Below are 21,314 nucleotides of genomic sequence, written 5' to 3'. Positions count from 1 at the left end.
AAATTGTAAAATGTGGAGAGGTCGCATAGTGGCCTAGTGCACACGCTTGGAAAGCGTGCATACCGCAAGGTATCGCGAGTTCGAATCTCGCCCTCTCCGTTTTTACAAATTTGCCCTTTGGCAGATTTGAAAAAAATTGAGGGTTTTGATGAGAACTCACACCGCTGGCCCGTTGCGGCCGACCTTGCGCCGAGGAGCCCGAATCTCGCCCTCTCCGTTTTGATAAATATACATTACGTAGAAAAATTATTAATAAAAAAATTATGGAAAATGAAAAAAATGAAAAATGCGATTATCGTAAATGGCGTGGTCCCCGTGGTTCAATTTGTGGATTTTATTTTTTAACCGTAATTGGCACGGCTGTTTATTTTGTACAGCAATCACACGGTTTTTGGGCGGGTGTGCTGGGAGTATTAAAAGCAATAGTTTGGCCGGCGTTTTTGGCATACAGAGTATTCTCTGTGCTTGGGGCGTAGAGTGGTCTTTAAAAATCGGGTATAAAGTTAATCGATTTTATTATGAATCAAAGAATTTACTTGATAATCGCGATTGTTGTCGCGGTTTTAGCAATTTCTGTTGCCGGTTATTTTTATTGGCAGGGAGGAGTGGACAAAGAAAAATTAGCGATAACGCGAGACGATTTGGCACGAACAGAAAATGAATTACAACGAAATATAGAAGAATTGGATCGACTTCGCAACTTGATTGATCAGAGTTTGGAAAAAGCAAAATTTAGCGCGTCGCTCCTTAAGGATTCATCTGAAACCTTTTTAGTTGCAGGAGACATAAAGGTTGCCTCGCTTGGCAGTTCTGAGGTTGAGGAAATTGAAGCACAAATTAAGAAATTAACCGACAAGCAGGATAAAATCGCCCTGGAAAATTTGTGGTCTGATTTTGTGGACAGCCGAACAATAAGTGATTATCTTGCTTTTTCTAGATTTTTAACAGATAGAATTAAAAATAATCTGGAAAATATTCATTAACTTTAATTTTATGATTTCGTCTGAGCAGAAAGTAAAAATCATCAAGTATGCTAGATTCGTTTTTGGTTTGCTGATTTTGGTTTGGTTATTTTTTATTACGCCGATATTAGCTAACCAAGATTTTATAACGGTCGCGTATTTTTATATAATGTCGCCATTCGTCGTTTTTGCCATTCCATCAATTGCCGTCAGCGTATATTTTTTGGTGACGACAAAAATAAGATTCAGACTGGATGTTGTTCTCTTATTGTTGCTGTTGTTTCTTCTTTTTAGTTTAGGACGCGGTGTGATGCCGGAAAATATCAGTGGAGACGCGGAGTTACAAGTAACCGTCATGCGGCAGAACGGCGCGCCCGTGGTTAACATTGAAGTTGATGTGGCCAAGGAAACTGGCCAGCCGCCTCAGGGGGGATTTAGAAATACGAACGCGGATGGAGTCGCTACTTTTAAAATCAAACCGGGTGATTACGTGATTTATTTTAACCAGGGTAATTTTCCGGCAGACCTTATGCCGCCGCCCGGGCCGGTATCAGTTCAGGTCGGCGAGGGCGAGTTAAGTTTAAAGACGATAATTTTAGAAACTAAAAAATAATTTATTTAATTATGTCGGAGATTAACTGGTTTGAAGTAATTTTAATTTTTTTGGCTACTGCGGCCTCCGATGTTCTCTGGGTTTTTTATATTCGCCGAACAAGCAAGGGTAAAGCGATTTCCGCGGCGGCTTTTTCCTCGCTCATTGTTCTTCTAGGTGGCCTCGTTGTTTTGGCTTATGTTGATAACAGGTGGTATTTGATTCCAGCGGCGCTCGGAGCTTTTGCGGGAACGATAATTACCATTAAATTTGACATAAAAAATAAACAGCATAAATAATTTATTTGTATTTTTATGACTGAAGAATTTAAAATTTCCGGCGAAGAAATTTTGAAAAAAATTAAAGAAATTATCAAGGAGGGAAACGCCCGAAAAATTATTATCAAAAGTGAAAAAGGGGAGACAATAATCGAAATTCCTCTCACTTTTGTCGTGGTTGGCGCAGTTCTTCTTCCGATTTTAGCCGCTGTCGGCGCCGTTGCGGGCGTACTTACCAAATGTACCTTAGTAGTTGAAAAGAAATAATTTTTTATAAAATTTATCCACAAGAACCGTATTGACACGATGCGGTTCTTTTGATATTATCAAAAATATGATAAATCATACTTTTCAAATCTAATTATAAAATTTTATGTCACACTTTTCACCAAGCGATTTTAAATTTTATGGAGTGACCACGGTCGGAGAACGTGGTCAGATTGTCATTCCGAAGGAAGTCCGATCTGTGATGAAAACCCATTCTGGGGAAAAATTTTTCGTTTTCGCCCACGATGATGAAATTGTCGCCATGATTAAGCCAGAAAAATTTAATGCCCTTATTAATGAAATGACGGGAGTATTAAAAAAAATAAAAAAATATAAAAAGACGTGAAGAGATATTAGTGATATAATAATGTAAATAATAATTATTTATAAATTATATGGGAAAAGTATTTAGTTTTTTACAGTCTTTAGTCAAAAAAAAGACTTTTTGGATAATTTTAGTTATAGCCATTCTTGGCGGTTCATATTTTGTTAATGCCGCGATGAAGGCTAACAAAATTGAGTATGTTACCGAAGAAGCCAAGATGAGTAACGTAAGCCAGACGGTCTCGGCGACAGGCGCGGTTACTACTTCTGAAAAAATTGATTTAAATTTTAAAGTAACGGGAACGCTGACCGAGATTTCCGTGAGCGAAGACGATGAAGTTAAGACTGGCCAAGTTTTAGCCCGTCTTGATAATCGCGCGGCTCAGGCGCAGGTGGCGCAAGCCCAGGCTAGTTTATCTTCGGCTGTTTCTAATTTAAATAAAATTTTAGCTGGGGCCAGCTCTGAAGACATTAAAATTTCCGAAGAGACAGTTAATAACGCCAAAATTGCTTATGAAAATGCTAAACGCGATTACGATGCCCTGGCGGCAAAATTGGATAAAGATATAGATGGTTATGAAAAAGCCGTAACTTCGGCGGAGACTTCGCTCGCTGATAGCTGGAAAAATTTGGAAAACGCAAAAGTTTATTACGATCAGGCAGTTGTAAATTCCAGAAGTAGCGCAATTGTTGCCATGGAAACAAACTTACTTTTGGGTGATATAGTTTTGAATAACATCAATTATAATTTATCAATTGTAAGAAGCGGCATTACGGCTAATCAGCAAGAAATTTACGCCGCCGACAATGATAGGGCGATGGCTGTTAATGAATCGGGTATTGCCAAATCAACTTTAGCTTTGGCAAAAATAACTGAAAGTAAAGATGACGTGCGTTTGGCTTTGAGCCAGGTCAGTTCCACATTGAATAAAATTTTAACTTCACTTTCTCATCTTTTAGCGGCAGTTTCTACGGCCGCGGCCGGCAATCCAGGAGAGTTGACGACAATTGAATCAGTAAAAACAAATGTTAAGACAGATCAAACTTCAATTTCTACGGCCTTATCGGCGGTTCAGTCAGCTCAGCAGGCTCTTTTAAATGCGGAAAATAATTATCAAACGCAGATTGATACTTATCAGGCGGCAGTAAATACCGCTAACAATACTCTTACAGCCGCGAGAACAAATCTTTCCACGGCTATGGCGAGTAAAGATGTTCAACTCGCAAGTTCAAAGGCTATTGTGGATAGCGCCCTGGGTTCTTATAATTTAGCTAAAGCCCAACGTGATTATAAAACAGCCACACCACGCACAGTAGACGTATCTTATTATCGTGCCCAGGTCGCGCAGGCGAGCGCTTCGCTCCAATTTTATAGAAGCCAGCTCGATGATTATATCCTGAAAGCTCCAACTGATGGAAAAATAACATTTGTGAATTATAGTGTGGGCGAGCAGCTAAGTTTAACAAAGGCTGTTGTTTCTATGCTTGGAAAAAATAAATTTTATGTTGAGGTTGATATTCCCGAATCTGATATCGCCAAGGTTAAAGTTGGAAATAAAGTTTCCATAACGCTTGATGCCTACCCTGATAGTGTCAAGTTTAATGGTCAGGTAATTTTAGTTTATCCGGCGGAAACAGTTATTCAAGACGTTGTTTATTATAAAGTTAAAGCGGAAATAGATGAATCAACTTATGAAATAAAAATTGGCATGACGGCAAACTGCGATATTTTAACAGCAAGTCGGGAAAATGTTTTGACTATGCCTTATCGGGCGCTTGAAGAAGATGAAAATGGCAGACAATTTGTAAAAATTCTCGTAGATGGCAAACCGATAGAGAAAGACGTGGAGGTGGGTTTGCGCGGCGATGAAGGCGAGGTAGAGGTTATTTCGGGCCTCTCGGTCGGAGACAAAGTTATTATTTTAGAGAAAAAACCTTAATATGGAACAGCCGCTTATAAAAACTATTCATCTTTGCAAAGAATACGATAACGATGGAGTAATCACTAAGGTTCTGCATAACATTGACCTTGAAATTAGGAGAGGGGAGTTTGTCGCGATTATGGGGCCGTCCGGTTCGGGAAAATCAACTCTGATGCAGATTTTAGGTTTTTTGGAGAGGCAAACCTGCGGACAATATTTTTTTGAGGGTAAGGATGGAGCACAATTTACTGATGATGAACTAGCCGTAATTAGAAACGAGAAGATAGGTTTTATTTTTCAGTCTTTCAATCTTTTACCCAAAACTTCCGTGTATGACAACGTCCGCCTTCCGCTTCTCTACGATGAAAAAAAGAGAATAAAAGATCAGCACGAGGCTATTGTTGAGGCGATTAAGGCAGTCGGGCTATACCACCGCATGGATAATCTTTCTAATCAATTATCGGGCGGCGAAAAACAGAGAGTGGCTATTGCCCGGGCGCTTGTAACTGAGCCAGAAGTTATTTTTGCCGACGAACCGACCGGCAACCTTGATTCTAAAAGTGGAAAATTAGTTATGGAAATTTTGCAAACTTTGAATGAAAAGGGGAAAACTATTATTCTTGTCACTCATGAAAAATATACAGCCGAACACGCGCGGCGTATTATAAAAGTTATGGACGGGACAGTTCAGGCAGACGAGGAGGTTAAGCAGCGCCTTTTTGCTAGAAACGAAGATGTTTTAATAAAATAGTGCTATGGATTTGCAGTCAACAATTCGCATTGCTTACATCGGACTTAAAACAAAAAAATCCCGAACATTTATGACAATGCTCGGGATAATTATTGGTATTGCCTCAGTCATCATTATTGTTTCCGTGGGTGGTGGAGCGCAGAGTTTGATTTTAAATCAAGTAAAGGGAATGGGGTCAAATTTAATCGGAATTTTTCCAGGCGCGTCGGAAGAAGAGGGGCCGCCGCCGTCGGCGCTTGGAATTGTTAATACTACTTTAAAAAATGCCGACCTCGACGCGATTTTGAAAAACAATAATGTCCCGAATGCCATAGCTGTGACTTATTACAATCGCGGAGTAGGAACTTTCCAGTGGCGGGAAAGAAAATATGACGGAACATTTGTCGGAACAACGGTGAGTTATACTAAAGTGCACGGCGCGGAGGTAGCAAGCGGACGTTTTTTTAGTGAGGACGAAGAAAAGGGCCTGGCCAGGGTAGTTGTGCTGGGATCAGATGTTGCCGAAGAATTATTTGGAGATAATAATCCTATTGGAAAAAATATTAAAATAAAAAAAGAAGAATTTAAAGTAATTGGCGTTATGGAAAAACAGGGTACGCAAATGTTTGAAAATCAAGATGCCCTATCTTTCATTCCGATTTCGACTGCGCAGAAGATAATGTTGGGCGTTAATTACGTTTCTTTGGCCAGAGTTCAAATAGATTCCGAGGAAAACGTTGACCGAGCCGTGGCTGACATCAGGGCGCTTCTTCGTGACCGCCATAAACTTGAGAAAAATGAACCTGATGATTTTAGTCTCAGGGCGCAAACTCAGGCTCTTGAAATTTTTTCTTCCATTACCGATTCCCTGACATATTTTTTAGCGGCTATTGCCGCGATATCTCTTTTAGTCGGCGGTATTGGAATTATGAACATAATGTTAATCGCCGTGGTGGAGCGGACCAGGGAAGTCGGTTTGCGAAAATCCCTGGGAGCTAAAAATAAAAATATTTTAAGCCAATTTTTAGCCGAAGCGATTGTTGTCACTTTGTCCGGAGGGGTTGTCGGAATAATTTTTGGCATCTCGATTTCTTTTTTAGTTGCTCTTGTGGCCAGGCAGCTTGGTTACGAATGGGATCTTATAATTTCTTACAAAGCAATTTTGCTTGCTTGCTCGATTTCCATTTTAATAGGACTAGTATTTGGAATTTATCCGGCACGGCGGGCGGCAAAATTAAATCCGATTGAAGCCTTGCGCTACGAATAAAATGAATTTTTCTTTTTTAAAAACACCGATCAATATTGCCACTGACGCGCTTTTGCGGCATAAACTCAGAACTATTTTAACTGTTTTAGGCATTACAGTCGGCATTACTGCCGTGATTGTCGTGCTTTCAGCTGGACGAGCCATTGAAGACTTTATTATTGGGCAAGTGACAATGTTTGGAACAGACTACATTGAAGTAGAAGTAAAAGTTCCCTCAACAGGGCATGTCTCAAGCGAAAACGTGGCTGGTATGGCGCAGGGCGTCACGGTTACTACTCTAAAAGAAAAAGATGCGGACGAATTAAAGAAACTTGCCAATGTCCGTGATATTTATTCCGGGCAGACCGGCCAGGCAGTTTTTTCCTATAAAGATCAGAATAAAGTAACTTTAATTTTTGGTGTCACATCTTCGTTTGACGCGATAGATTCCGGAGAAGTAGAAAGGGGTCGTTTTTTCACTGATGCGGAAGATAAAAGTCTGGCGCGAGTTGTTGTTCTTGGCAGTAATATCAAGAAAAATTTATTTGGTGATGAAGATGCTATTGGGAAACGGATAAAAATTGGGAAACAAAATTATAGGGTTATTGGCGTAATGAAAGAGAGGGGAAGTGCCGGAGTTTTTTCTTTTGACGATATTGCCATTTTACCATTGCGTACTTTACAAAAATTAGTTTTGGGCATAGATTACATTCAATTTATTTTTATTCAAGTTGAGGATACTGCTCGCACAGAAGTTACGGTTGAAGATGTTATCTCGAGAATGCGCGAATTGCATAAAATTGACGATCCTAAAAAAGATGATTTTGCCGTGATGTCCGCGGCAGAAGGTTTAGCGTTACTTGGTACAATTACTGGCGCGATAAAAATTTTACTTTTTGCCCTAGCTAGTATTTCACTTGTTGTCGGAGGCGTAGGAATTATGAATGTGATGTATGTTGCTGTTGCCGAGCGGACTTTTGAAATTGGATTGCGTAAAGCCATTGGCGCGAAGAGTCGTGATATTTTAAATCAGTTTTTAGTAGAGGCTGTTAGTATAACTTTTTTGGGTGGCGTGGCCGGAACCATTTTAGGCACGCTTATTTCCTTAGCTGTGAGCGTGATTGCTAATTCTTTGGGATTTGCCTGGCAATTTCATTTATCGCCGCAATATATTGTTCTCGCAGTTAGCGTTTCTGTTTTAGTCGGTTTAATTTCTGGAATTTATCCTGCTCGCGCCGCGGCGCGCCTTGAACCGATTGTTGCTCTTAAAAAAGAATAATAATTTAATAAAATTTATGAAGAACCAAAAAATTTGGTTGTGGTCGGCAGTTAACGCCATCGGAGTTTTTGCCTATGTGATGCTTGTGGTTTTGGTTATAACGAACGGCGAGAAAATTTTTGGCCAGATGGAAAATTTTTGGGGACCAGTAGCATTCCTTTTGCTTTTTGTTTTTTCGGCGCTTGTGTGCGGACTTTTAGTTTTTGGTCGGCCGATTTATCTTTGGTTAAATGATAAGAAAAAAGAAGCGATTAAAATGCTCCTTTTTACCGTGGCGAATTTATTTGTAATTCTCTTGTCGGCATTTCTGGTAAATATTTTTGTTAGATAAAAGTAGTATTAATAAAAAAACGGGCCACGAGGCCCGTTTTTATGTTTTAATTTTTCCAATCAATTTTTCTAGCGTATTTTTGGAAATTGCGCCGGGACGGAGAATAGTTGGCGGCGAAGTCGTGCAGTCCAAAATAGTTGATTCTTTGCCAAGTTTGGTTTTTCCACCGTCTAAAATAAGATCAATTTTTGTGTTCAAATATTTTTTTACGTCGCGCGAGGTAGTCGGACTTTTTTTATTTGAAATATTTGCGGAAGTTGTGGCAAGAGGTCGGCCGAGCGCGTTAATGATAGCTATCGCGATGGGATTTGCCGGCACGCGAATGCCCACGGAATTTTTTCCGGCAGTAATTATGTTAGAAATAATTTTTTTCTTTTCAAGGACAATTGTCAACGGCCCCGGCCAGAATTTATCAGTTAATTTTTTAATTTTTCCACGCGCGCCGAGCGTATATTTTTTCAAATCACTTTTTTTTGCGATTAAAATTGGCAGGGGATTTGCGAGCGGTCTTTTTTTGACTTTATAAATTTTTTTAACTACCTTTGAATTTGTGGCGTCAGCGGCTAGGCCGTAAACCGTATCCGTGGGAAACGCAACTAAACCGCCTCGGCGAAGAACAGAGGCGGCTGTTTTTATTTTTTCTTTTTCTGGTTTCTTAGAATTTATTTTTAGAATTATGGTTTTCATTCGTGAAAATAACTTTTCTTTTTACTAACCCCGCTTTTTATAATTTCCACTCCGTGCGAAGTACCGAGCCGTGAGGCGCCAGCCGAGAGAAATGCCAAAGCGGTTTTTAAATTCTTGATTCCGCCAGAGGCTTTAATTCTAATTTTATCATCTACAACTTTTTTCATTATTTTTACGTCGGAAATTTTCGCTCCGGCGCGCAGGCCGACCGCAGTTTTTACAAAATCAGCGCCAGAAGCCAAAACCAGTTGCGACGCTTTGTAAATTTCCGCGTTTGTGAGTTCCGGCGATTCAATTATAACTTTCATAATTTTTCCGCGTTTCGCCCTGGCCAAAGTTTTTAGCTCTTTTAGGATAAATCCATAATCTTTATTTTTTAAGGCTTGGCGGTTGATGACAAAATCAAATTCATCAGTAAAAGGAAACGCTTTCTTCATTTCCGCGAGCTTTGCTTCAGTACATTGCGCGCCAAAAGGGAAACCCATGACCACACCAACTTTTATTTTTGTACCTCGCACCAATTTTTTCGCAAGCGCGGCGTAATACGGCAAAACCATAACCAAATAAAACTCATATTTTTTCGCTTCGGCACAAAGCTTTCGGATATCCGCTGCCGTGGAATTCGGGCTGACTTCGGTATGATCAATGTATTTGGCGATCTGTGCCGGATTTTTTTTAATTGCTTGCAATTTTTTTTGCTGCATATTTTTATAGATACGCATAAAGGACATAGCGTCGCATCATGCGGTGCGTATTAAAATAATAAGCCAGTTTGCTGATAGAATTTTCCATCATTGTCATCCATTCGTCGCGGCGGTCGTAATACATCGGTAAAATCGTGTATTCAAGTTTGTTGTACAAATCGTCCAATTCTCTTTTTTCCGCTTCTACTGGACCTATTTTTTCATCAGGTTTTGGTCCGATTGCCCACCCGGTTACACCCTCCACGAATCCCTCAAGCCACCAGCCGTCTAATACTGAAAAATTTAAAACTCCGTTATGCGCCGCTTTCATTCCTGAAGTTCCCGAGGCTTCCATCGGCCGTTCTGGATTATTCAGCCAAACATCGCATCCGGAAGTTAATTTTTTTGCCATTTCAATGTTGTAGTTCGGGAGATAAACTATTTTTATTTTTCCCTTTAGGTTTTTGATATTTTGGAATACTTCTTTAATTATTTTTTTTCCGCCAAGGTCGCGCGGATGAGCTTTGCCCGCAAAAATTATTTGCAATGGAAACTTTTTGGCAATTTCTTCAAGGCGTTCCAAATCTTTAAAAATAAAATTATGTCTTTTGTAGGCCGTGGCGCGGCGGGCAAAGCCAATCGTTAAAACATCTTTTTCCATCCCGACATGAGTTATTTTATTTACAAAATCAATTAGTTCTTTTTTTCCCTTGTCGCGGGCCTTCCAAATTTCTTCATTGGGAATTATTGATGCACGGATAAAAAGCTCTAGTTCAGCCTCCCACCCAGGAAGATATTTATCATAAAGTTTTCGGAAGGCGGGATGAGTCCAAGTAAAAGAATGGACGCCGTTTGTGATTGCGTGAATTTCGTATCCCGGGAACATTTTTTCAGAAATTTCCCGATGCCGTTTGGCCACGCCGTTCACATAATTGCTCATATTGAAGGCGAGGCGAGTCATATTTAAATTTTCTTTTCCGCAAAGTTTCCGGAGAAGTGTCGGCGCGACAAGCGGCTCCATTTGTTCTTCCGCGAGGGCGTAATCAAAATGGTCGTGCCCGGCGGCAACCGGAGTGTGTGTCGTAAAAACACATTTTTTTCTAGTTTCTTCCAAATTAAAATTATTCATTCGCAAAAGTTCCAAAGTTAAAAACGCGGCATGGCCTTCGTTCATGTGGTATTTTTTTACATCAACACCGAGCGATTTTAAAATGCGCGTCCCGCCAACTCCTAAAACGATTTCTTGTTTCAATCGGTATTTAGCATCGCCGCCATAGAGAAAATAAGAAATTTTTCGATCTTTTAAAATATTTTCTTTAATATCCGTATCTAAAAAAATAACATGGACTTTCGCGCCGGTCGCGCCGCGTATAGTGTAAAGCCAAGGCTTAATTATAACTCTCCGGCCATGAATATGAACTTCGGTCGTGAAGGGTAGCGGTGTTAAATATTTTTTATGATTCCATTTTACCGGGTATTCGATTTGTTGGCCGTTCTTTGTTAGCTCTTGTGTAAAATACCCTTTATGGTTTAAAAGGGTAACTGCGACAAAAGGAATTTCCAAATCTGCTGCGGATTTTGTCGCATCGCCAGCCAAAATTCCAAGGCCCCCGCTATAAGTTGGAATTTCTTCGCGAAGACCGATTTCCATCGTAAAATAAGCGATTTTCGGTTCACTTGCAAGATTTTTTAATTCGGGAATTTTTTTGTCAGCCATATCTTTACTTAAAACTGATTTTAAACTACAATATTAAGGCAAAATACTTTTGTAATTGTAGCATAAAATTGATTTATATAATAGTGATTTTTGTATGAATGAAGTAATAAAACAAGCACCACAAATTATTCCCGTCTTAACAGATCCCACAAATTTGGTTGTTAATATAATAGTAGCAGTAGTGATGTTTTTTACTGCACTGGTTGCTTTATTTCAGGTAAAAATAACCGCCCGTTTCAAAAAAACAAAAATAGAGAGCGATATCAAACTAGAGCCGCCAGATTGTCACAAAATAAAATTAAAAGATCGAGAAACGGGCAGTGAAAGTGATTCATTCTATATGAGGATGAAAGTAGTGAATATAGGAAAGCATCCGGCAGAAAATGTTGAGGTTATGATAAATAAATGTTGGAAATTTGATGGCGAGAAAAAAGACGAGCTAAAGAAATTTTTACCCATGAATTTAGTATGGAGTCATTATAGGGATATTACTATTAAAAAAATTTTGCCCAAACATTTTAGACACTGCGATATAGGTTTTTTTGTATTAATCAAGGATAACCGGATTATGTTTAAAATCGATACCGTGGCACAGCCCAATAAGGTTGAGGGGGATGTCTATCCCAATATTTTAGAAGCAGGAAAATATCAATTAGATTTATTGATTGGGGCCGATAATGTAAAAACATTTTCACAATCTTATATACTTTCATTCAATGATGAATTTTATATACAAGAAAAGGATATGTTTTCCAAAAATATTAGAATAGAAAAAATATAATTATGCCCGATTCGCAAGTTGAGGAAATTAAAAACCGCCTGGACATTGTGGAAGTTATTGGCGAGTATGTGTCCAATATGAAACAGGCGGGTGGTAATTGGAAGGGTCTTTGCCCGTTTCATAACGAGAAGACACCTTCTTTTATGGTTTCTCGCGACAAACAAATCTGGCATTGTTTTGGCTGCGGTGAGGGCGGCGACGTAATAAGTTTTGTCCAGAAGATTGAAAATATTGAATTTCCCGAAGCTTTAAAAATTTTGGCCAAGCGCGCCGGAGTAACGCTTCGCTATGAAGATAAAAGTCTTTCAAGCCAAAAAACAAAATTGTTAGATGTTTTGGAAGCGGCAGCGAGATTTTATCATTATAATTTATTAAAAATGCCCGAAGCTGAAGCGGCGAGAAATTATCTTTTTGAAAAACGTCGATTGACTGAAGAAACAGTAGAGAAATTTTTTCTTGGTTTCGGGCCGAATTCCTGGGATAGCGCGATAAAATTTTTATGCGGAAAAGGTTTTTCTGAAAAAGACATTTTTTTGGCCGGGCTTTCCGTAAAAAAAGAGCGGGGCGCGGGATATTACGATCGTTTTCGGGGAAGAATAATGTTTCCCATCCGCGACATCCACGGCCACGTTGTCGGATTTACGGCGCGTTTGATGCCCGAGGCGGAGAAAAAGGAAAACGCCGGCGGGAAATATGTGAACACGCCGCAGACTTTGGTTTATGATAAAAGTCGGGTGATTTATGGTTTAGATTTTGCCAAACAGGAAATTAAAAAAGAAAACTTGGCAGTGATGGTTGAGGGTAATATGGATGTAATTGCTTCGCATCAGGCGGGTGTGCAAAATGTTGTAGCGTCTTCCGGCACGGCCATGACCGTAGAACAAATAAATTTATTGAAAAGATATTCGCCAAACCTCGCGATTTCTTTTGACGCGGATTTAGCGGGTAATACGGCGGCGATGCGGGGAATTGACGTCGCCCTGAAAGAAGGGATTAATATAAAAGTTATAATGTTAACGCCGGAAATTGGAAAAGATCCCGATGATTATATAAAAAAAGATCCAAATCTTTGGCGCGAGGCGATTACAAACTCCATGGCCTTCATGGATTATTATATTAAAAAAACTCTGAACGGACTTGATTTGCGTAAGGTGGAAGACAAAAAGAAGGCGGCAAAAACACTACTTGCGGAATTGATAAAAATTCCTGATAAAGTTGAACAAAATTTTTATCTGGAAAAATTAGCTAATATTTTAGGGGTGCCGGAGCAGATTTTACGTGAATCCCTGCCTCACGAAAAAATCGCGGCAAGTCCGTCGTTGCCCGGAGAAAAAATCATTACCGCCGCCGCAAAAAAACGCCGCCCTCTTTTAGCTGAGAGATTTATTGCTTTGGTTTTTAAATATCCCAATCAATTATCCCTGGCTGTTCCTTATCTTGAGCCGTTTATGTTTCCGGAAGAGCCTTTCGGGGAAATTTACAAAAACTTAATTTTATACTATAATAAGTCTGTGGATAAAGAAGATTTAGAGAACGTAATGGTTAGTATTTCGGATGATCCAAATGAAAAAAAATATATTGCGAGCTTATTTCTTTTAGCGGAAAAAGATTTTGCCGAATTTAGCGAAGAAGAAATTGGTAATGAAATTTTGCAGAACGCAAAATCATTGCGTGAAAACTATATTAAAAACGAACGCCGGCGGCTGCAAGCTGAAATGAAAAAAGCGGAAGAAAATAAAGAACTTGGCCGAATAAAAGAATTGGCGGAAGAATTCAATCAGCTAATAAATATTTGAAGTAGAAGTATAAAATAGGGAGGGGAGTTTTGTAATTTGTCTTTGGCGGTTAAGGATTTGATTAAAATTTTTGAATATTTAAAATAAATGAAAACTAAAAAAGCGCGTCGGCCGAAGAAGAAAAGCAGCGCTAAAAAAATTAAAGTTAAAAAGCGCGTCGGGAAGAAAAAGATTGTTAAACGCGGGGAAAAAAATAAAGCGAAAAAAGCAGCGAGAGCTCTCACACCAAAAATTCTTCCGCCAAGCGAAGTAGCGACAAAAACTCTCCTGGACAAGGGTCGCATGAGAGGTTTTTTAACTGACTCGGAAATACTTTTTACTTTTTCTGATTTGGAAAACTATATTAAAAAATACGAAGAGTTTTTAGATAAAGTAGATGAGGTCGGAATTTCCGTGGTCGAAGTAAAGAGCGATATTTTGGGACGCGTTGAAGAAAGAAAAAAACTTTTAGCAGACATTGGAGTCAGTAAAGAAAAAAAGCGGCTAGACCTCGGTGATATTTCTACTGATTCTATTCAGATGTATCTCCGCGAAATCGGCAAGGTCCCCCTTTTAACAACCGAAGAAGAAATGGCGTTGGCTCGCCGAAAAGACCAGGGTGATCAGGAAGCGGCACAGAGGTTGATGGTCGCCAATTTGCGTCTTGTTGTTTCTATTGCCAAAAAATTCGTGGGAAAAAATTTATCTTTAGCAGATTTAATCCAGGAAGGGAATATCGGTTTGATGCGTGCCGTGGAAAAATTTGATCCGAGTAAGGGTTATAAATTTTCTACTTACGCGACCTGGTGGATCCGTCAGGCTGTCACGCGCGCCCTCGCTGATCAGTCAAGAACTATCAGAATTCCGGTGCATATGGTGGAAACAATTAATCGTTACCAGCAGGTGGCGCGGCAATTAATTCAGGATTTAGGACGCGAACCATTGCCGGAAGAAATTGCTTCGGAAATGGGCGAGGATGTGGAAAAAATCAGAAATTTAATTCAGATTTCGCAAGACACGGTTTCTCTTGATACTTCGGTTGGTGATGAAGATGAAGACAGTGTGCTTGAAGATTTTATAGAAGATTTTAAAAATGTTTCTCCGGACCGCGCCGCGGCGCTGCAACTTTTGCGCGAATATGTTAAAGAAGCAATTAAAGATTTGTTGCCTCGCGAACAAAAAATTTTGGAAATGCGTTTCGGACTTTCTGATGGAGTTTCGCATACCTTGGAAGAAGTCGGTGAAGAGTTTGGCGTAACGCGCGAACGTATCCGTCAAATTGAAGCTAAGGCGCTTGAAAAAGTGCAGGGATTTAAGGGTATTGAAAAATTAAGAGATTATTGATAAAGTATAAAACCAAAGTAATTTTGGTAATTTTTAAGATATTCCGGGGTAGCTCAGTGGCAGAGCGTTCGGCTGTTAACCGATTGGTCGTGGGTTCGAATCCCACCCCCGGAGCCATGTGGGATTTGCAGAGCCAAAAGCTCTGCTTTTCTCTTTATTTAGGCTCACTTTGACCGGTTCTAACCGGTTTGTTTTTATTTTCGCCCCGGAAGAGACGAGTTGCATGGGCAGGAGTGCATTTTGTACGTCAATCTCGAGTATTTTGTCTTTTAAGAGGAGGTTCGAACCGAGGCCGGCCAGAATGATTTTCTTGGCCTGAAGTCCTTTGTTTTCGAATGCTTCTTTTGCGTCTTCAGAGAATCTAATGACCCGGTTTGCAACATCGAGCCAGCTGTCTACGCGGTTGTCAGTGTCATTTAAAAGTTCCTGGAGTCTGGCTTTTTCCTGGGTCACCGTCGATTTCTTTTTGTTAAATTCTTCTTCAGTGATCTCCCCGGCAGCGCGCATATCAATCAGCGTGTCCAGCTTACGGACACACACCTCGTAATTCTTTTGTAGATTGTTAAGAATGTTATTTCTGTCGCTTGATTCTCTGCCGTTCTCGGCCCGGAGCCATGTCATAGCCCAGCTGTGGAATTCTGGCGGTACTTCAATGCCGGTCAGAGTTTTTGCTATCTGCTTTTCTAAATCCTTTATTTCAATGCATTGCTGACTGCACGGGCCTTTGCGCTTCGTGCAGTGGTAATAAGTATAATAATGTTCGCCACCCTGCTTATTTCTTTTAACTTTATTTTCGGCCGTAACCATACAGCCACACTCGCCACAGCGGATCATGCCGGTATAAGCGAAGACGTGCTTTTCGGGCTTTGGTTTTTGACCAGGATGGAGTAGCTGTTGGACGCGATCGAATTCTTCGCGCGTGATCATCGGTTCGTGTTTACCTTTATGCCAGTTACCACTACCTCTTGGCCATTCAAACCAGCCATAATAGAAGGGATTATAAAGCGTGCGATAGAAGCCGCTTCGGGCCAATTTCTTTAAACCCCATTGATTGACTGCGATCTCATGCACTCTTGGTGCGGTATAGCTCCCGCTCAAGACCATATCAAACATTTTCCTGATAATCGGGAACATTTTTGAATCTTTACGGATTGTCTTAAATCCTTTTTCTTTGTCGGGCGTGTTTAAATAGCCGATCGGAGCCGGACCGGGATGCCATCCCAATTCTACTTTGCGCCTCAACCCGCGCTTCACATCTATGCCTTTGTTGTCGTTTTCAAGTTTGGCCTGGCTGCAAAGCAGGTTAAGAAGGAATTTATCGTTGGGAGTATTTTTGAATGTCTGGCCCGGAGTCCGGATTTCAAGCAATTTGTTTTGATCCATGAGATAGATCAAATATCCGGTATCAACCGAGTTTCTTGAGAGCCTGTTTGGATGCCACGCAAGAATAGCATTGGCTTCACCTTTTTCTATCCGGGCGATTATTTCATTAAAGATTTTTCTGCCCGGGCCTTTGGCCGAGTATGATTCCTCAAACCGACTTACAATATTTAGTCTTTCTTTTTTAGCTAATGATTCAAGCTCACTTTTCTGAGAATCAATTGAGAGTACTTGTCTGTCTTCTTGTTCAGATGATTTTCTGGCGTAGAGGAAATATGTTATTTTTGTTAATTCCTCTGAGTTCATATTAGTTTTTAAATAAGTCGGTGGTGTTCAGGTAATAAATCAGCTTACCGCCACTCGATATTATTATTCTGGCGATTGGATGTTGCCAGGGATCGCCTGTTAGTCCATCTGGGAGCGAGACATTTTTATCTTCCCATCGCCATTCGTTTTGTGCGGGATTCGCTGCGCCTGCCTTGCTTGGAATATATTGAGGCTGGATGTCTGATCGGAGCATGAATTTTGTGTGTTCCGGGTCTCTGCCGAAATAAGCAAATGCAATCTGCTCAATCTCGGCTTTGGTCTTTAACGGAGTCTCAAGCGAACCATTATCAGGGCAATTGCCTGGCGTTGTGGCATTGCGTTCTATCGGGTAGACAATTCCAATCTCCACGACCTGATTTGTTTTGATCGTCACTTGGTATTGGTAGACTTCACATCGGTCATTGATATAATTCTTTTGCTGGAAAATGTAGACTGGGCGATACCATTCTTCGGGAGTGTCGGCTGTGAACCCGCCGTCATTTTGTTTGACGTTGCTTAAGACTGAGAAGTTTGCGGGATGTCTTTTTTGCGTTATGTATTCAAGCTCCAGATTCGGCTCTCCCATAAATGTCTTGATCGCAGATTCTGCTTTGGCGAGCTCGGCTTCGCTCGGAGGATTTTCATTGACGAAGATTCTCCCGTCAGGAGTCTGGCACTGGTCGGGATAATGTTTGATGGTCGGGAAGCCTGCTTTGTTGCATGCCTCGAATGTCGTTATTGAGGCTACATCAACGTTGCCTTTATTCTGCGGTACGTTGCTTAGAAGGTGATAAACTCCGTAACCTGCCCCAAAGACCGCTACAATGGCGATTACGGCGTAAATTATGGCTTTATTTTTCATATGTTTGTTCATTAATTATTTACTTAATATTGATTTCGGCCTTTCTACACACAACATGGGCCGAAGGTTTTAGGAAGTCAAACAAAACAAAAAGGGACGACCAGAGCCTGCGTCCCACAAGATTGAATTGCACAAGGCAACCAATTGTGGAGGATAGTCGCCCCTTTCAGCCCGCAATTGGGCTTCAAAAGAAGCAATTACCCTGTGCTTTAATTCAAACTTGTAGGACGCAATTCTATTTTATCTCATTTTCTTATTTTTCTCAATGAGCTTTTGGAATTCTTGCCATTTGTCTTCATCATCCAGCTGGTTTTCCAAATACCATTCCACAGCTTTATGAAGTCTCTTTCCGTGCTCTTTTTCTTCGGGAGTCAGTGGTCGTTGTTCTGGTTCTGTCTTTAATTCGCCTCTGGTGGTAGGTTTGCCAAGCTCGATCTGAAACATGTCCCAGACCATTTTCCATTCTGAAATAGTTGGTTCTTCATTTCCTCGAAGCCCTTTGAGAATTTTGTTAGTAATTCGGTCAAATATTTCAGCGATCCTATGGAGCTTTTCTCGCTTTATTTTTTTCGTCTTTTCTCGTAGAGCTTCCAAATCTTCCGCTATCTTCATTTCTTTTCTTTTTATCCATTGATATTTTATTGACCATTCTCCTATGGTGGTTCGCGCCGGAGGATTACCTAATTTCTCCATTAGAGCTTCAAATTCTGTCCGCCTTTCATCCGCCTTTGTCCGCCTCTCGATTCCTTGCCAAGCCTGAAGCAGTTTGTCGATGCTCCCGTATTCGCAATACAAAAGCCAAGCCGTGTATTGCTGCTCGGTTTCTTTTGGCATCTTTGAAGTTGTAGGTTGTTGATTCATATTTTTACGAGCTTGCTCGCCTTAATTAGGCAATCTTAATTATTTTTTATTATTTACTCTTTATTACTTAGGGGCTCATGGTGGTCCCGGGCCAGAGTTCAAATTGGTCTTCGACCGTGGACCAATTTGGTCTCCGGTACCGTAGAGGAGTTTTGGATTAATGCGATACATTGTAGCCGGCCAAGTACTTTCATCGGTAATATACGGTTTGATTTCTATCAATTTAAGTCTGACTAATTTAATTCGCGCTCTCTTACAGGTTGAACTGCCAAAACCCATGGTGGCAAATCCCAGTTTCTTTCCGTTTTTATCTGTAAAAGAATGATCTACATGCCAGAACCATCCATCTTTGTTAGCACAACGGTTATGTAAATGGCATAAAGCTGTAAAAAAACCGTGTTCGGCGTGAGTCAATGACCGGCATAATTTTTCATCATCAAAAATTTTATGCGGAGTGAAAAAACAATTAAAATGTTTTTCATTCGCTTCTTGTTGGTTCGTCTGGTCCATAATTTTCACTAAATATTTCAGCTACTTTTTCACTGACGGCCACTTCGACCTGTTGGCCGACCTCATATGTGATCGGATGAAAAATATTAATATTCTGACCCGCTACTTTACGTGTCGGATAAACCAACCTGTAATTGCCATCTGGCCTGCTGAATACTGCCACTGACCCCATCCAGAATTTTCCGTCCAGGACAAACGAAACGAACCCGAGGAGTCCGTCCTTGGGCTTAACGGGGTAGAATTGGATTTCGCTAATTATGGTTTGGTTTGAGGTCATGGCTTTTCACTACTTTTTTATTAAAGTCTTTTATTGAAGGTTCACCGATATAGGTGATTTTATAAAGATTAAAAAGATTGTTAGCGCGCAAAGAAGCCTCCTCGTCAGTGAGATTTACGCCGTAGCGTTTTTCGTATAATTCTTTGAATTGTTGGACTGCTTCTTGGGGCAACATAAAAGGCTGGCCCCAACTGGGAGCTAGCCTCTAATCTCGTCTTATCAAAATGTATGTCCTATCCAGGCGATTGCCTCAGAAGGGTATTAAATTAATTTATATAAATAAAAAGAGGCTACCACTTCTAATCATCAAGCAAAAAACACGTAGTGCTTAATGACAGAAGTCGTAGCCTCGTCTCACTTAGTTCCGATAAATCGGAACGCCGTCAGGCAAACTCCTATCTTACAGGTCCATAATAGCGGACCATAAAGGCCGCCGTCAATAGGGCCCCCTGTGGATAAATTATTCTGGCAAAAGCTGACAAAAACTTAGTTATAGATTTTTTTCAATTTCTCTGATATCCTGTAGTTATAAGGGATTTCTAATTTAGATAGGTTTATGAAGGTTATCAATACTTATTCATTTAAGGGCGGAGAGAAATTTCTCAAAGAAAAACACCCGAAAGAACTTCAGGAAGTTTTTAATGCAATAAAATCCTTGGATAGCACTATTTGTTTAACGAAGGAGAGCAAAGAAAAAACTAAAAAAGGACAAGTTCTCTTCTCGCCGGTGGACATGAATGATTATTTAAAACATGAGCTTCACAAAAAGGGTTGGACCGAGAAATCAAAAGACGGTAAGAAACGGGATTTCGTTGAGCCACGTCATGCTTTTGGTAAAGGCAGATTTCGTGAAATGGATGGAATAAAAAATAAAGTTGGGTTGGAAATTCAGTTTGGAAAATATGCCTTTATGGGTTATGACATTTTTTCTAAGATGATCATTTTCAAAAATCTCAAATATATCGAATGCGGAATAGAGATCGTGCCTAGTAGTGAGCTAGTAAAATTGATGTCTACCGGCGTTTCCTCATTTGAACAGCTACTTGTTGATTTTGAGAATCGAGGAGAAAGTAATATTGATATTCCGGTATTCGTTTTAAGTATCGGCTTGACCGATGAAGAAAAAACAAAATCCCAAACTCTTAGAGAGCTTTTCAAAACAAATAAAACAGAGGCTCTAGCAAAAATAAAACTTCGCAAATACAACGGGTCAAAGCCCGGGCCCAAATAGACTCTCACGAGCTTTCTTAAACTCATCTGGTAATTCAGCAAGCTTTACATTGCTGGTTGGTTGATAAACCGGTGTTCCCATCATCCGGCGGTTTAGTGTGCCATTTGCAGCTGCCTTGACTCTTTCTTCAGCAGTATCCAAATACCCCTTCATAATGTCCGATCCATATCCTTTGCGGTTATGAATCACTGCAGCGCAGATTGCGCTCCCTACGCCCAAATACGGATCAAGCACAGCATCTCCCGGGTTGGTCATGGATAATATCAAACGCTCTATAAGCTCAATTGGAAACTGGCATGGATGATTTGTTTTTTCCGGATGATTATTTTTGACGTTTGGTATATCCCACACATCTTCAGGGTTCTTTCCTAGGGGATTGCCTGATAAGGTTCCATACTTTTCATTTTTCTTAAAATTCTTTTTGCCTGGATACTTTTGGGGCACGCGGACAGGATCAAGGTTGAAAGTATAATTATCGCCCTTGGTAAACCAAACAATCGTTTCGTGTCGTCCTGAAAACCTCTTTGTACAATGTAGGCCGTGCCCAAATCGCCAAATAATTCTATTCCGTAATTTAAGACCTAGTTTTTTCCCTATAGCATAAATGAGCGCATCGAGCGGAAAGACCTCACCGTCTTTGCCGATATGATTTCCAACCTGCCAGCAAATACTGCCATCATCAGTAAGAATACGGATCGCTTCTTTTATAGTTTCTTCTTGTTCGGCCAGATACAAATCTAAATCTTTTCTTTTTTCGTATTCTTTGCCAATGTTGTATGGTGGTGAAGTGACGACAAGTTTTACGGATTTATCAGGTAATCCTTTCATAAGATCAAGCCGGTCACCATGAAAAAGTATCACGTCGGCATCTGTGGCTGGTTTATGAGAAATTTTAATTTTCTTTTGTGATAGCGAAAGGAGTTGCTGCGCAGTCTCTTTTTTTGGCTCTTGTTTGTTTGAGACCTCTAT

Annotated in this window: 24 protein-coding genes and 2 tRNA genes; 17 read left to right on the top strand and 9 right to left on the bottom strand. The window is 40.3% G+C overall.

Annotated elements, in window-relative coordinates; genetic code table 11:
- Positions 1-14: 14 nt before the first annotated feature.
- From WC445_01850 to WC445_01795, 12 genes are all read left to right on the top strand, one after another.
- A tRNA-Ser gene (locus tag WC445_01850) sits at positions 15-99 on the top strand.
- Positions 100-263: 164 nt separating this feature from the next.
- Positions 264-476 (top strand): hypothetical protein, encoded by a 213-nt coding sequence (locus WC445_01845; protein ID MFA5128690.1) that lies wholly within the window; start codon positions 264-266, stop codon positions 474-476.
- Positions 477-518: 42 nt separating this feature from the next.
- The gene (locus WC445_01840) at positions 519-983 is read left to right on the top strand and encodes a hypothetical protein (protein ID MFA5128689.1); all 465 of its coding nucleotides are present in this window, start codon (positions 519-521) and stop codon (positions 981-983) included.
- A 10-nt stretch (positions 984-993) separates the two neighbouring features.
- On the top strand, positions 994-1,575 hold the full coding sequence (locus WC445_01835) for a hypothetical protein (protein ID MFA5128688.1): 582 nt from the start codon (positions 994-996) through the stop codon (positions 1,573-1,575).
- 11 nt (positions 1,576-1,586) lie between these two features.
- The gene (locus WC445_01830; GenBank protein MFA5128687.1) at positions 1,587-1,853 is read left to right on the top strand and encodes a hypothetical protein; all 267 of its coding nucleotides are present in this window, start codon (positions 1,587-1,589) and stop codon (positions 1,851-1,853) included.
- A 15-nt stretch (positions 1,854-1,868) separates the two neighbouring features.
- Positions 1,869-2,099: a DUF4342 domain-containing protein gene (locus WC445_01825; GenBank protein ID MFA5128686.1), complete on the top strand. Its 231-nt coding sequence runs from the start codon at positions 1,869-1,871 to the stop codon at positions 2,097-2,099.
- 106 nt (positions 2,100-2,205) lie between these two features.
- Positions 2,206-2,445 (top strand): AbrB/MazE/SpoVT family DNA-binding domain-containing protein, encoded by a 240-nt coding sequence (locus WC445_01820; GenBank protein MFA5128685.1) that lies wholly within the window; start codon positions 2,206-2,208, stop codon positions 2,443-2,445.
- A 49-nt stretch (positions 2,446-2,494) separates the two neighbouring features.
- Entirely contained in the window at positions 2,495-4,363 is a 1,869-nt protein-coding gene (locus tag WC445_01815; protein ID MFA5128684.1) for an efflux RND transporter periplasmic adaptor subunit, read from the top strand.
- A 1-nt stretch (position 4,364) separates the two neighbouring features.
- Positions 4,365-5,096: an ABC transporter ATP-binding protein gene (locus WC445_01810; GenBank protein ID MFA5128683.1), complete on the top strand. Its 732-nt coding sequence runs from the start codon at positions 4,365-4,367 to the stop codon at positions 5,094-5,096.
- A 4-nt stretch (positions 5,097-5,100) separates the two neighbouring features.
- Positions 5,101-6,342 (top strand): ABC transporter permease, encoded by a 1,242-nt coding sequence (locus tag WC445_01805; GenBank protein ID MFA5128682.1) that lies wholly within the window; start codon positions 5,101-5,103, stop codon positions 6,340-6,342.
- Position 6,343: 1 nt separating this feature from the next.
- Positions 6,344-7,600: an ABC transporter permease gene (locus WC445_01800; GenBank protein ID MFA5128681.1), complete on the top strand. Its 1,257-nt coding sequence runs from the start codon at positions 6,344-6,346 to the stop codon at positions 7,598-7,600.
- Between the two features lie 16 nt (positions 7,601-7,616).
- A complete protein-coding gene (locus WC445_01795; GenBank protein ID MFA5128680.1) occupies positions 7,617-7,931 on the top strand; it encodes a hypothetical protein in 315 nt (104 codons plus the stop codon).
- Between the two features lie 39 nt (positions 7,932-7,970).
- Here the strand turns inward: WC445_01795 and WC445_01790 are convergent, their stop codons facing one another.
- The 3 genes from WC445_01790 to glgP are packed head-to-tail and all read right to left on the bottom strand — an operon-like array spanning position 7,971 to position 11,018.
- On the bottom strand, positions 7,971-8,618 hold the full coding sequence (locus WC445_01790) for an L-threonylcarbamoyladenylate synthase (GenBank protein MFA5128679.1): 648 nt from the start codon (positions 8,616-8,618) through the stop codon (positions 7,971-7,973).
- Positions 8,615-9,322 (bottom strand): deoxyribose-phosphate aldolase, encoded by a 708-nt coding sequence (gene deoC, locus WC445_01785; GenBank protein MFA5128678.1) that lies wholly within the window; start codon positions 9,320-9,322, stop codon positions 8,615-8,617. Before deoC ends, WC445_01790 begins: the two co-directional genes overlap by 4 nt.
- Before the next feature lie 4 nt (positions 9,323-9,326).
- On the bottom strand, positions 9,327-11,018 hold the full coding sequence (gene glgP, locus WC445_01780) for an alpha-glucan family phosphorylase (protein ID MFA5128677.1): 1,692 nt from the start codon (positions 11,016-11,018) through the stop codon (positions 9,327-9,329).
- Between the two features lie 94 nt (positions 11,019-11,112).
- On the opposite strand from glgP, the gene WC445_01775 reads away from it, so the two are divergent.
- The 4 genes from WC445_01775 (at position 11,113) to WC445_01760 (ending at position 15,035) form a co-directional block, all read left to right on the top strand.
- The gene (locus WC445_01775) at positions 11,113-11,799 is read left to right on the top strand and encodes a hypothetical protein (GenBank protein MFA5128676.1); all 687 of its coding nucleotides are present in this window, start codon (positions 11,113-11,115) and stop codon (positions 11,797-11,799) included.
- Positions 11,800-11,801: 2 nt separating this feature from the next.
- On the top strand, positions 11,802-13,595 hold the full coding sequence (gene dnaG / locus WC445_01770; protein MFA5128675.1) for a DNA primase: 1,794 nt from the start codon (positions 11,802-11,804) through the stop codon (positions 13,593-13,595).
- Positions 13,596-13,682: 87 nt separating this feature from the next.
- Entirely contained in the window at positions 13,683-14,918 is a 1,236-nt protein-coding gene (locus tag WC445_01765; protein MFA5128674.1) for a sigma-70 family RNA polymerase sigma factor, read from the top strand.
- A 42-nt stretch (positions 14,919-14,960) separates the two neighbouring features.
- Positions 14,961-15,035 (top strand) — tRNA-Asn (locus WC445_01760).
- A gap of 1,570 nt (positions 15,036-16,605) precedes the next feature.
- On the opposite strand, the gene WC445_01755 is transcribed toward WC445_01760, so the two are convergent.
- The 5 genes from WC445_01755 to WC445_01735 form a co-directional block, all read right to left on the bottom strand.
- The gene (locus tag WC445_01755; GenBank protein ID MFA5128673.1) at positions 16,606-17,466 is read right to left on the bottom strand and encodes a hypothetical protein; all 861 of its coding nucleotides are present in this window, start codon (positions 17,464-17,466) and stop codon (positions 16,606-16,608) included.
- Between the two features lie 240 nt (positions 17,467-17,706).
- Positions 17,707-18,327, bottom strand: a complete 621-nt coding sequence (locus tag WC445_01750; protein ID MFA5128672.1) for a hypothetical protein — start codon at positions 18,325-18,327, stop codon at positions 17,707-17,709.
- Between the two features lie 75 nt (positions 18,328-18,402).
- Positions 18,403-18,837, bottom strand: coding sequence for a hypothetical protein (locus WC445_01745; GenBank protein ID MFA5128671.1), 435 nt, complete (start codon positions 18,835-18,837; stop codon positions 18,403-18,405).
- Positions 18,806-19,114 carry a hypothetical protein gene (locus WC445_01740; GenBank protein ID MFA5128670.1) on the bottom strand — a complete coding sequence of 103 codons (309 nt, stop codon included), beginning with the start codon at positions 19,112-19,114 and terminating at the stop codon, positions 18,806-18,808. The genes WC445_01745 and WC445_01740 overlap by 32 nt, the downstream gene beginning before the upstream one ends.
- Positions 19,089-19,289, bottom strand: a complete 201-nt coding sequence (locus WC445_01735) for a hypothetical protein (protein MFA5128669.1) — start codon at positions 19,287-19,289, stop codon at positions 19,089-19,091. The genes WC445_01740 and WC445_01735 overlap by 26 nt, the downstream gene beginning before the upstream one ends.
- Positions 19,290-19,670: 381 nt before the next feature.
- Here WC445_01735 and WC445_01730 point away from each other — a divergent pair, with 381 nt between their 5' ends.
- Positions 19,671-20,345, top strand: a complete 675-nt coding sequence (locus WC445_01730) for a BglII/BstYI family type II restriction endonuclease (protein MFA5128668.1) — start codon at positions 19,671-19,673, stop codon at positions 20,343-20,345.
- Here WC445_01730 and WC445_01725 read toward each other — a convergent pair.
- Positions 20,325-21,206 (bottom strand): site-specific DNA-methyltransferase, encoded by an 882-nt coding sequence (locus tag WC445_01725; GenBank protein ID MFA5128667.1) that lies wholly within the window; start codon positions 21,204-21,206, stop codon positions 20,325-20,327. The two genes, WC445_01730 and WC445_01725, sit on opposite strands and share 21 nt — an antisense overlap.
- Positions 21,207-21,314 lie beyond the last annotated feature (108 nt).

It is taken from the genome of Patescibacteria group bacterium, assembly GCA_041650995.1.
GTDB lineage: Bacteria > Patescibacteriota > Patescibacteriia > XYB2-FULL-38-15 > XYB2-FULL-38-15 > JAHIRI01.
This window is presented reverse-complemented; position numbering and strand designations above follow the sequence as displayed.

Bases quoted from the DNA above. Each gene is read 5' to 3' on its own strand.
- WC445_01775 (MFA5128676.1), top strand. From the start codon at position 11,113: ATGAATGAAGTAATAAAACAAGCACCACAAATTATTCCCGTCTTAACA.
- WC445_01830 (MFA5128687.1), top strand. From the start codon at position 1,587: ATGTCGGAGATTAACTGGTTTGAAGTAATTTTAATTTTTTTGGCTACT.
- WC445_01790 (MFA5128679.1), bottom strand. From the start codon at position 8,618: ATGAAAACCATAATTCTAAAAATAAATTCTAAGAAACCAGAAAAAGAA.
- WC445_01805 (MFA5128682.1), top strand. From the start codon at position 5,101: ATGGATTTGCAGTCAACAATTCGCATTGCTTACATCGGACTTAAAACA.
- WC445_01840 (MFA5128689.1), top strand. From the start codon at position 519: ATGAATCAAAGAATTTACTTGATAATCGCGATTGTTGTCGCGGTTTTA.
- WC445_01730 (MFA5128668.1), top strand. From the start codon at position 19,671: ATGAAGGTTATCAATACTTATTCATTTAAGGGCGGAGAGAAATTTCTC.
- WC445_01815 (MFA5128684.1), top strand. From the start codon at position 2,495: ATGGGAAAAGTATTTAGTTTTTTACAGTCTTTAGTCAAAAAAAAGACT.
- deoC (MFA5128678.1), bottom strand. From the start codon at position 9,322: ATGCAGCAAAAAAAATTGCAAGCAATTAAAAAAAATCCGGCACAGATC.
- WC445_01735 (MFA5128669.1), bottom strand. From the start codon at position 19,289: ATGTTGCCCCAAGAAGCAGTCCAACAATTCAAAGAATTATACGAAAAA.
- WC445_01810 (MFA5128683.1), top strand. From the start codon at position 4,365: ATGGAACAGCCGCTTATAAAAACTATTCATCTTTGCAAAGAATACGAT.
- WC445_01750 (MFA5128672.1), bottom strand. From the start codon at position 18,327: ATGAATCAACAACCTACAACTTCAAAGATGCCAAAAGAAACCGAGCAG.
- WC445_01765 (MFA5128674.1), top strand. From the start codon at position 13,683: ATGAAAACTAAAAAAGCGCGTCGGCCGAAGAAGAAAAGCAGCGCTAAA.
- WC445_01820 (MFA5128685.1), top strand. From the start codon at position 2,206: ATGTCACACTTTTCACCAAGCGATTTTAAATTTTATGGAGTGACCACG.
- dnaG (MFA5128675.1), top strand. From the start codon at position 11,802: ATGCCCGATTCGCAAGTTGAGGAAATTAAAAACCGCCTGGACATTGTG.
- WC445_01755 (MFA5128673.1), bottom strand. From the start codon at position 17,466: ATGAAAAATAAAGCCATAATTTACGCCGTAATCGCCATTGTAGCGGTC.
- WC445_01740 (MFA5128670.1), bottom strand. From the start codon at position 19,114: ATGACCTCAAACCAAACCATAATTAGCGAAATCCAATTCTACCCCGTT.
- WC445_01745 (MFA5128671.1), bottom strand. From the start codon at position 18,837: ATGGACCAGACGAACCAACAAGAAGCGAATGAAAAACATTTTAATTGT.
- WC445_01845 (MFA5128690.1), top strand. From the start codon at position 264: ATGGAAAATGAAAAAAATGAAAAATGCGATTATCGTAAATGGCGTGGT.
- WC445_01795 (MFA5128680.1), top strand. From the start codon at position 7,617: ATGAAGAACCAAAAAATTTGGTTGTGGTCGGCAGTTAACGCCATCGGA.
- WC445_01835 (MFA5128688.1), top strand. From the start codon at position 994: ATGATTTCGTCTGAGCAGAAAGTAAAAATCATCAAGTATGCTAGATTC.
- WC445_01825 (MFA5128686.1), top strand. From the start codon at position 1,869: ATGACTGAAGAATTTAAAATTTCCGGCGAAGAAATTTTGAAAAAAATT.
- WC445_01800 (MFA5128681.1), top strand. From the start codon at position 6,344: ATGAATTTTTCTTTTTTAAAAACACCGATCAATATTGCCACTGACGCG.
- glgP (MFA5128677.1), bottom strand. From the start codon at position 11,018: ATGGCTGACAAAAAAATTCCCGAATTAAAAAATCTTGCAAGTGAACCG.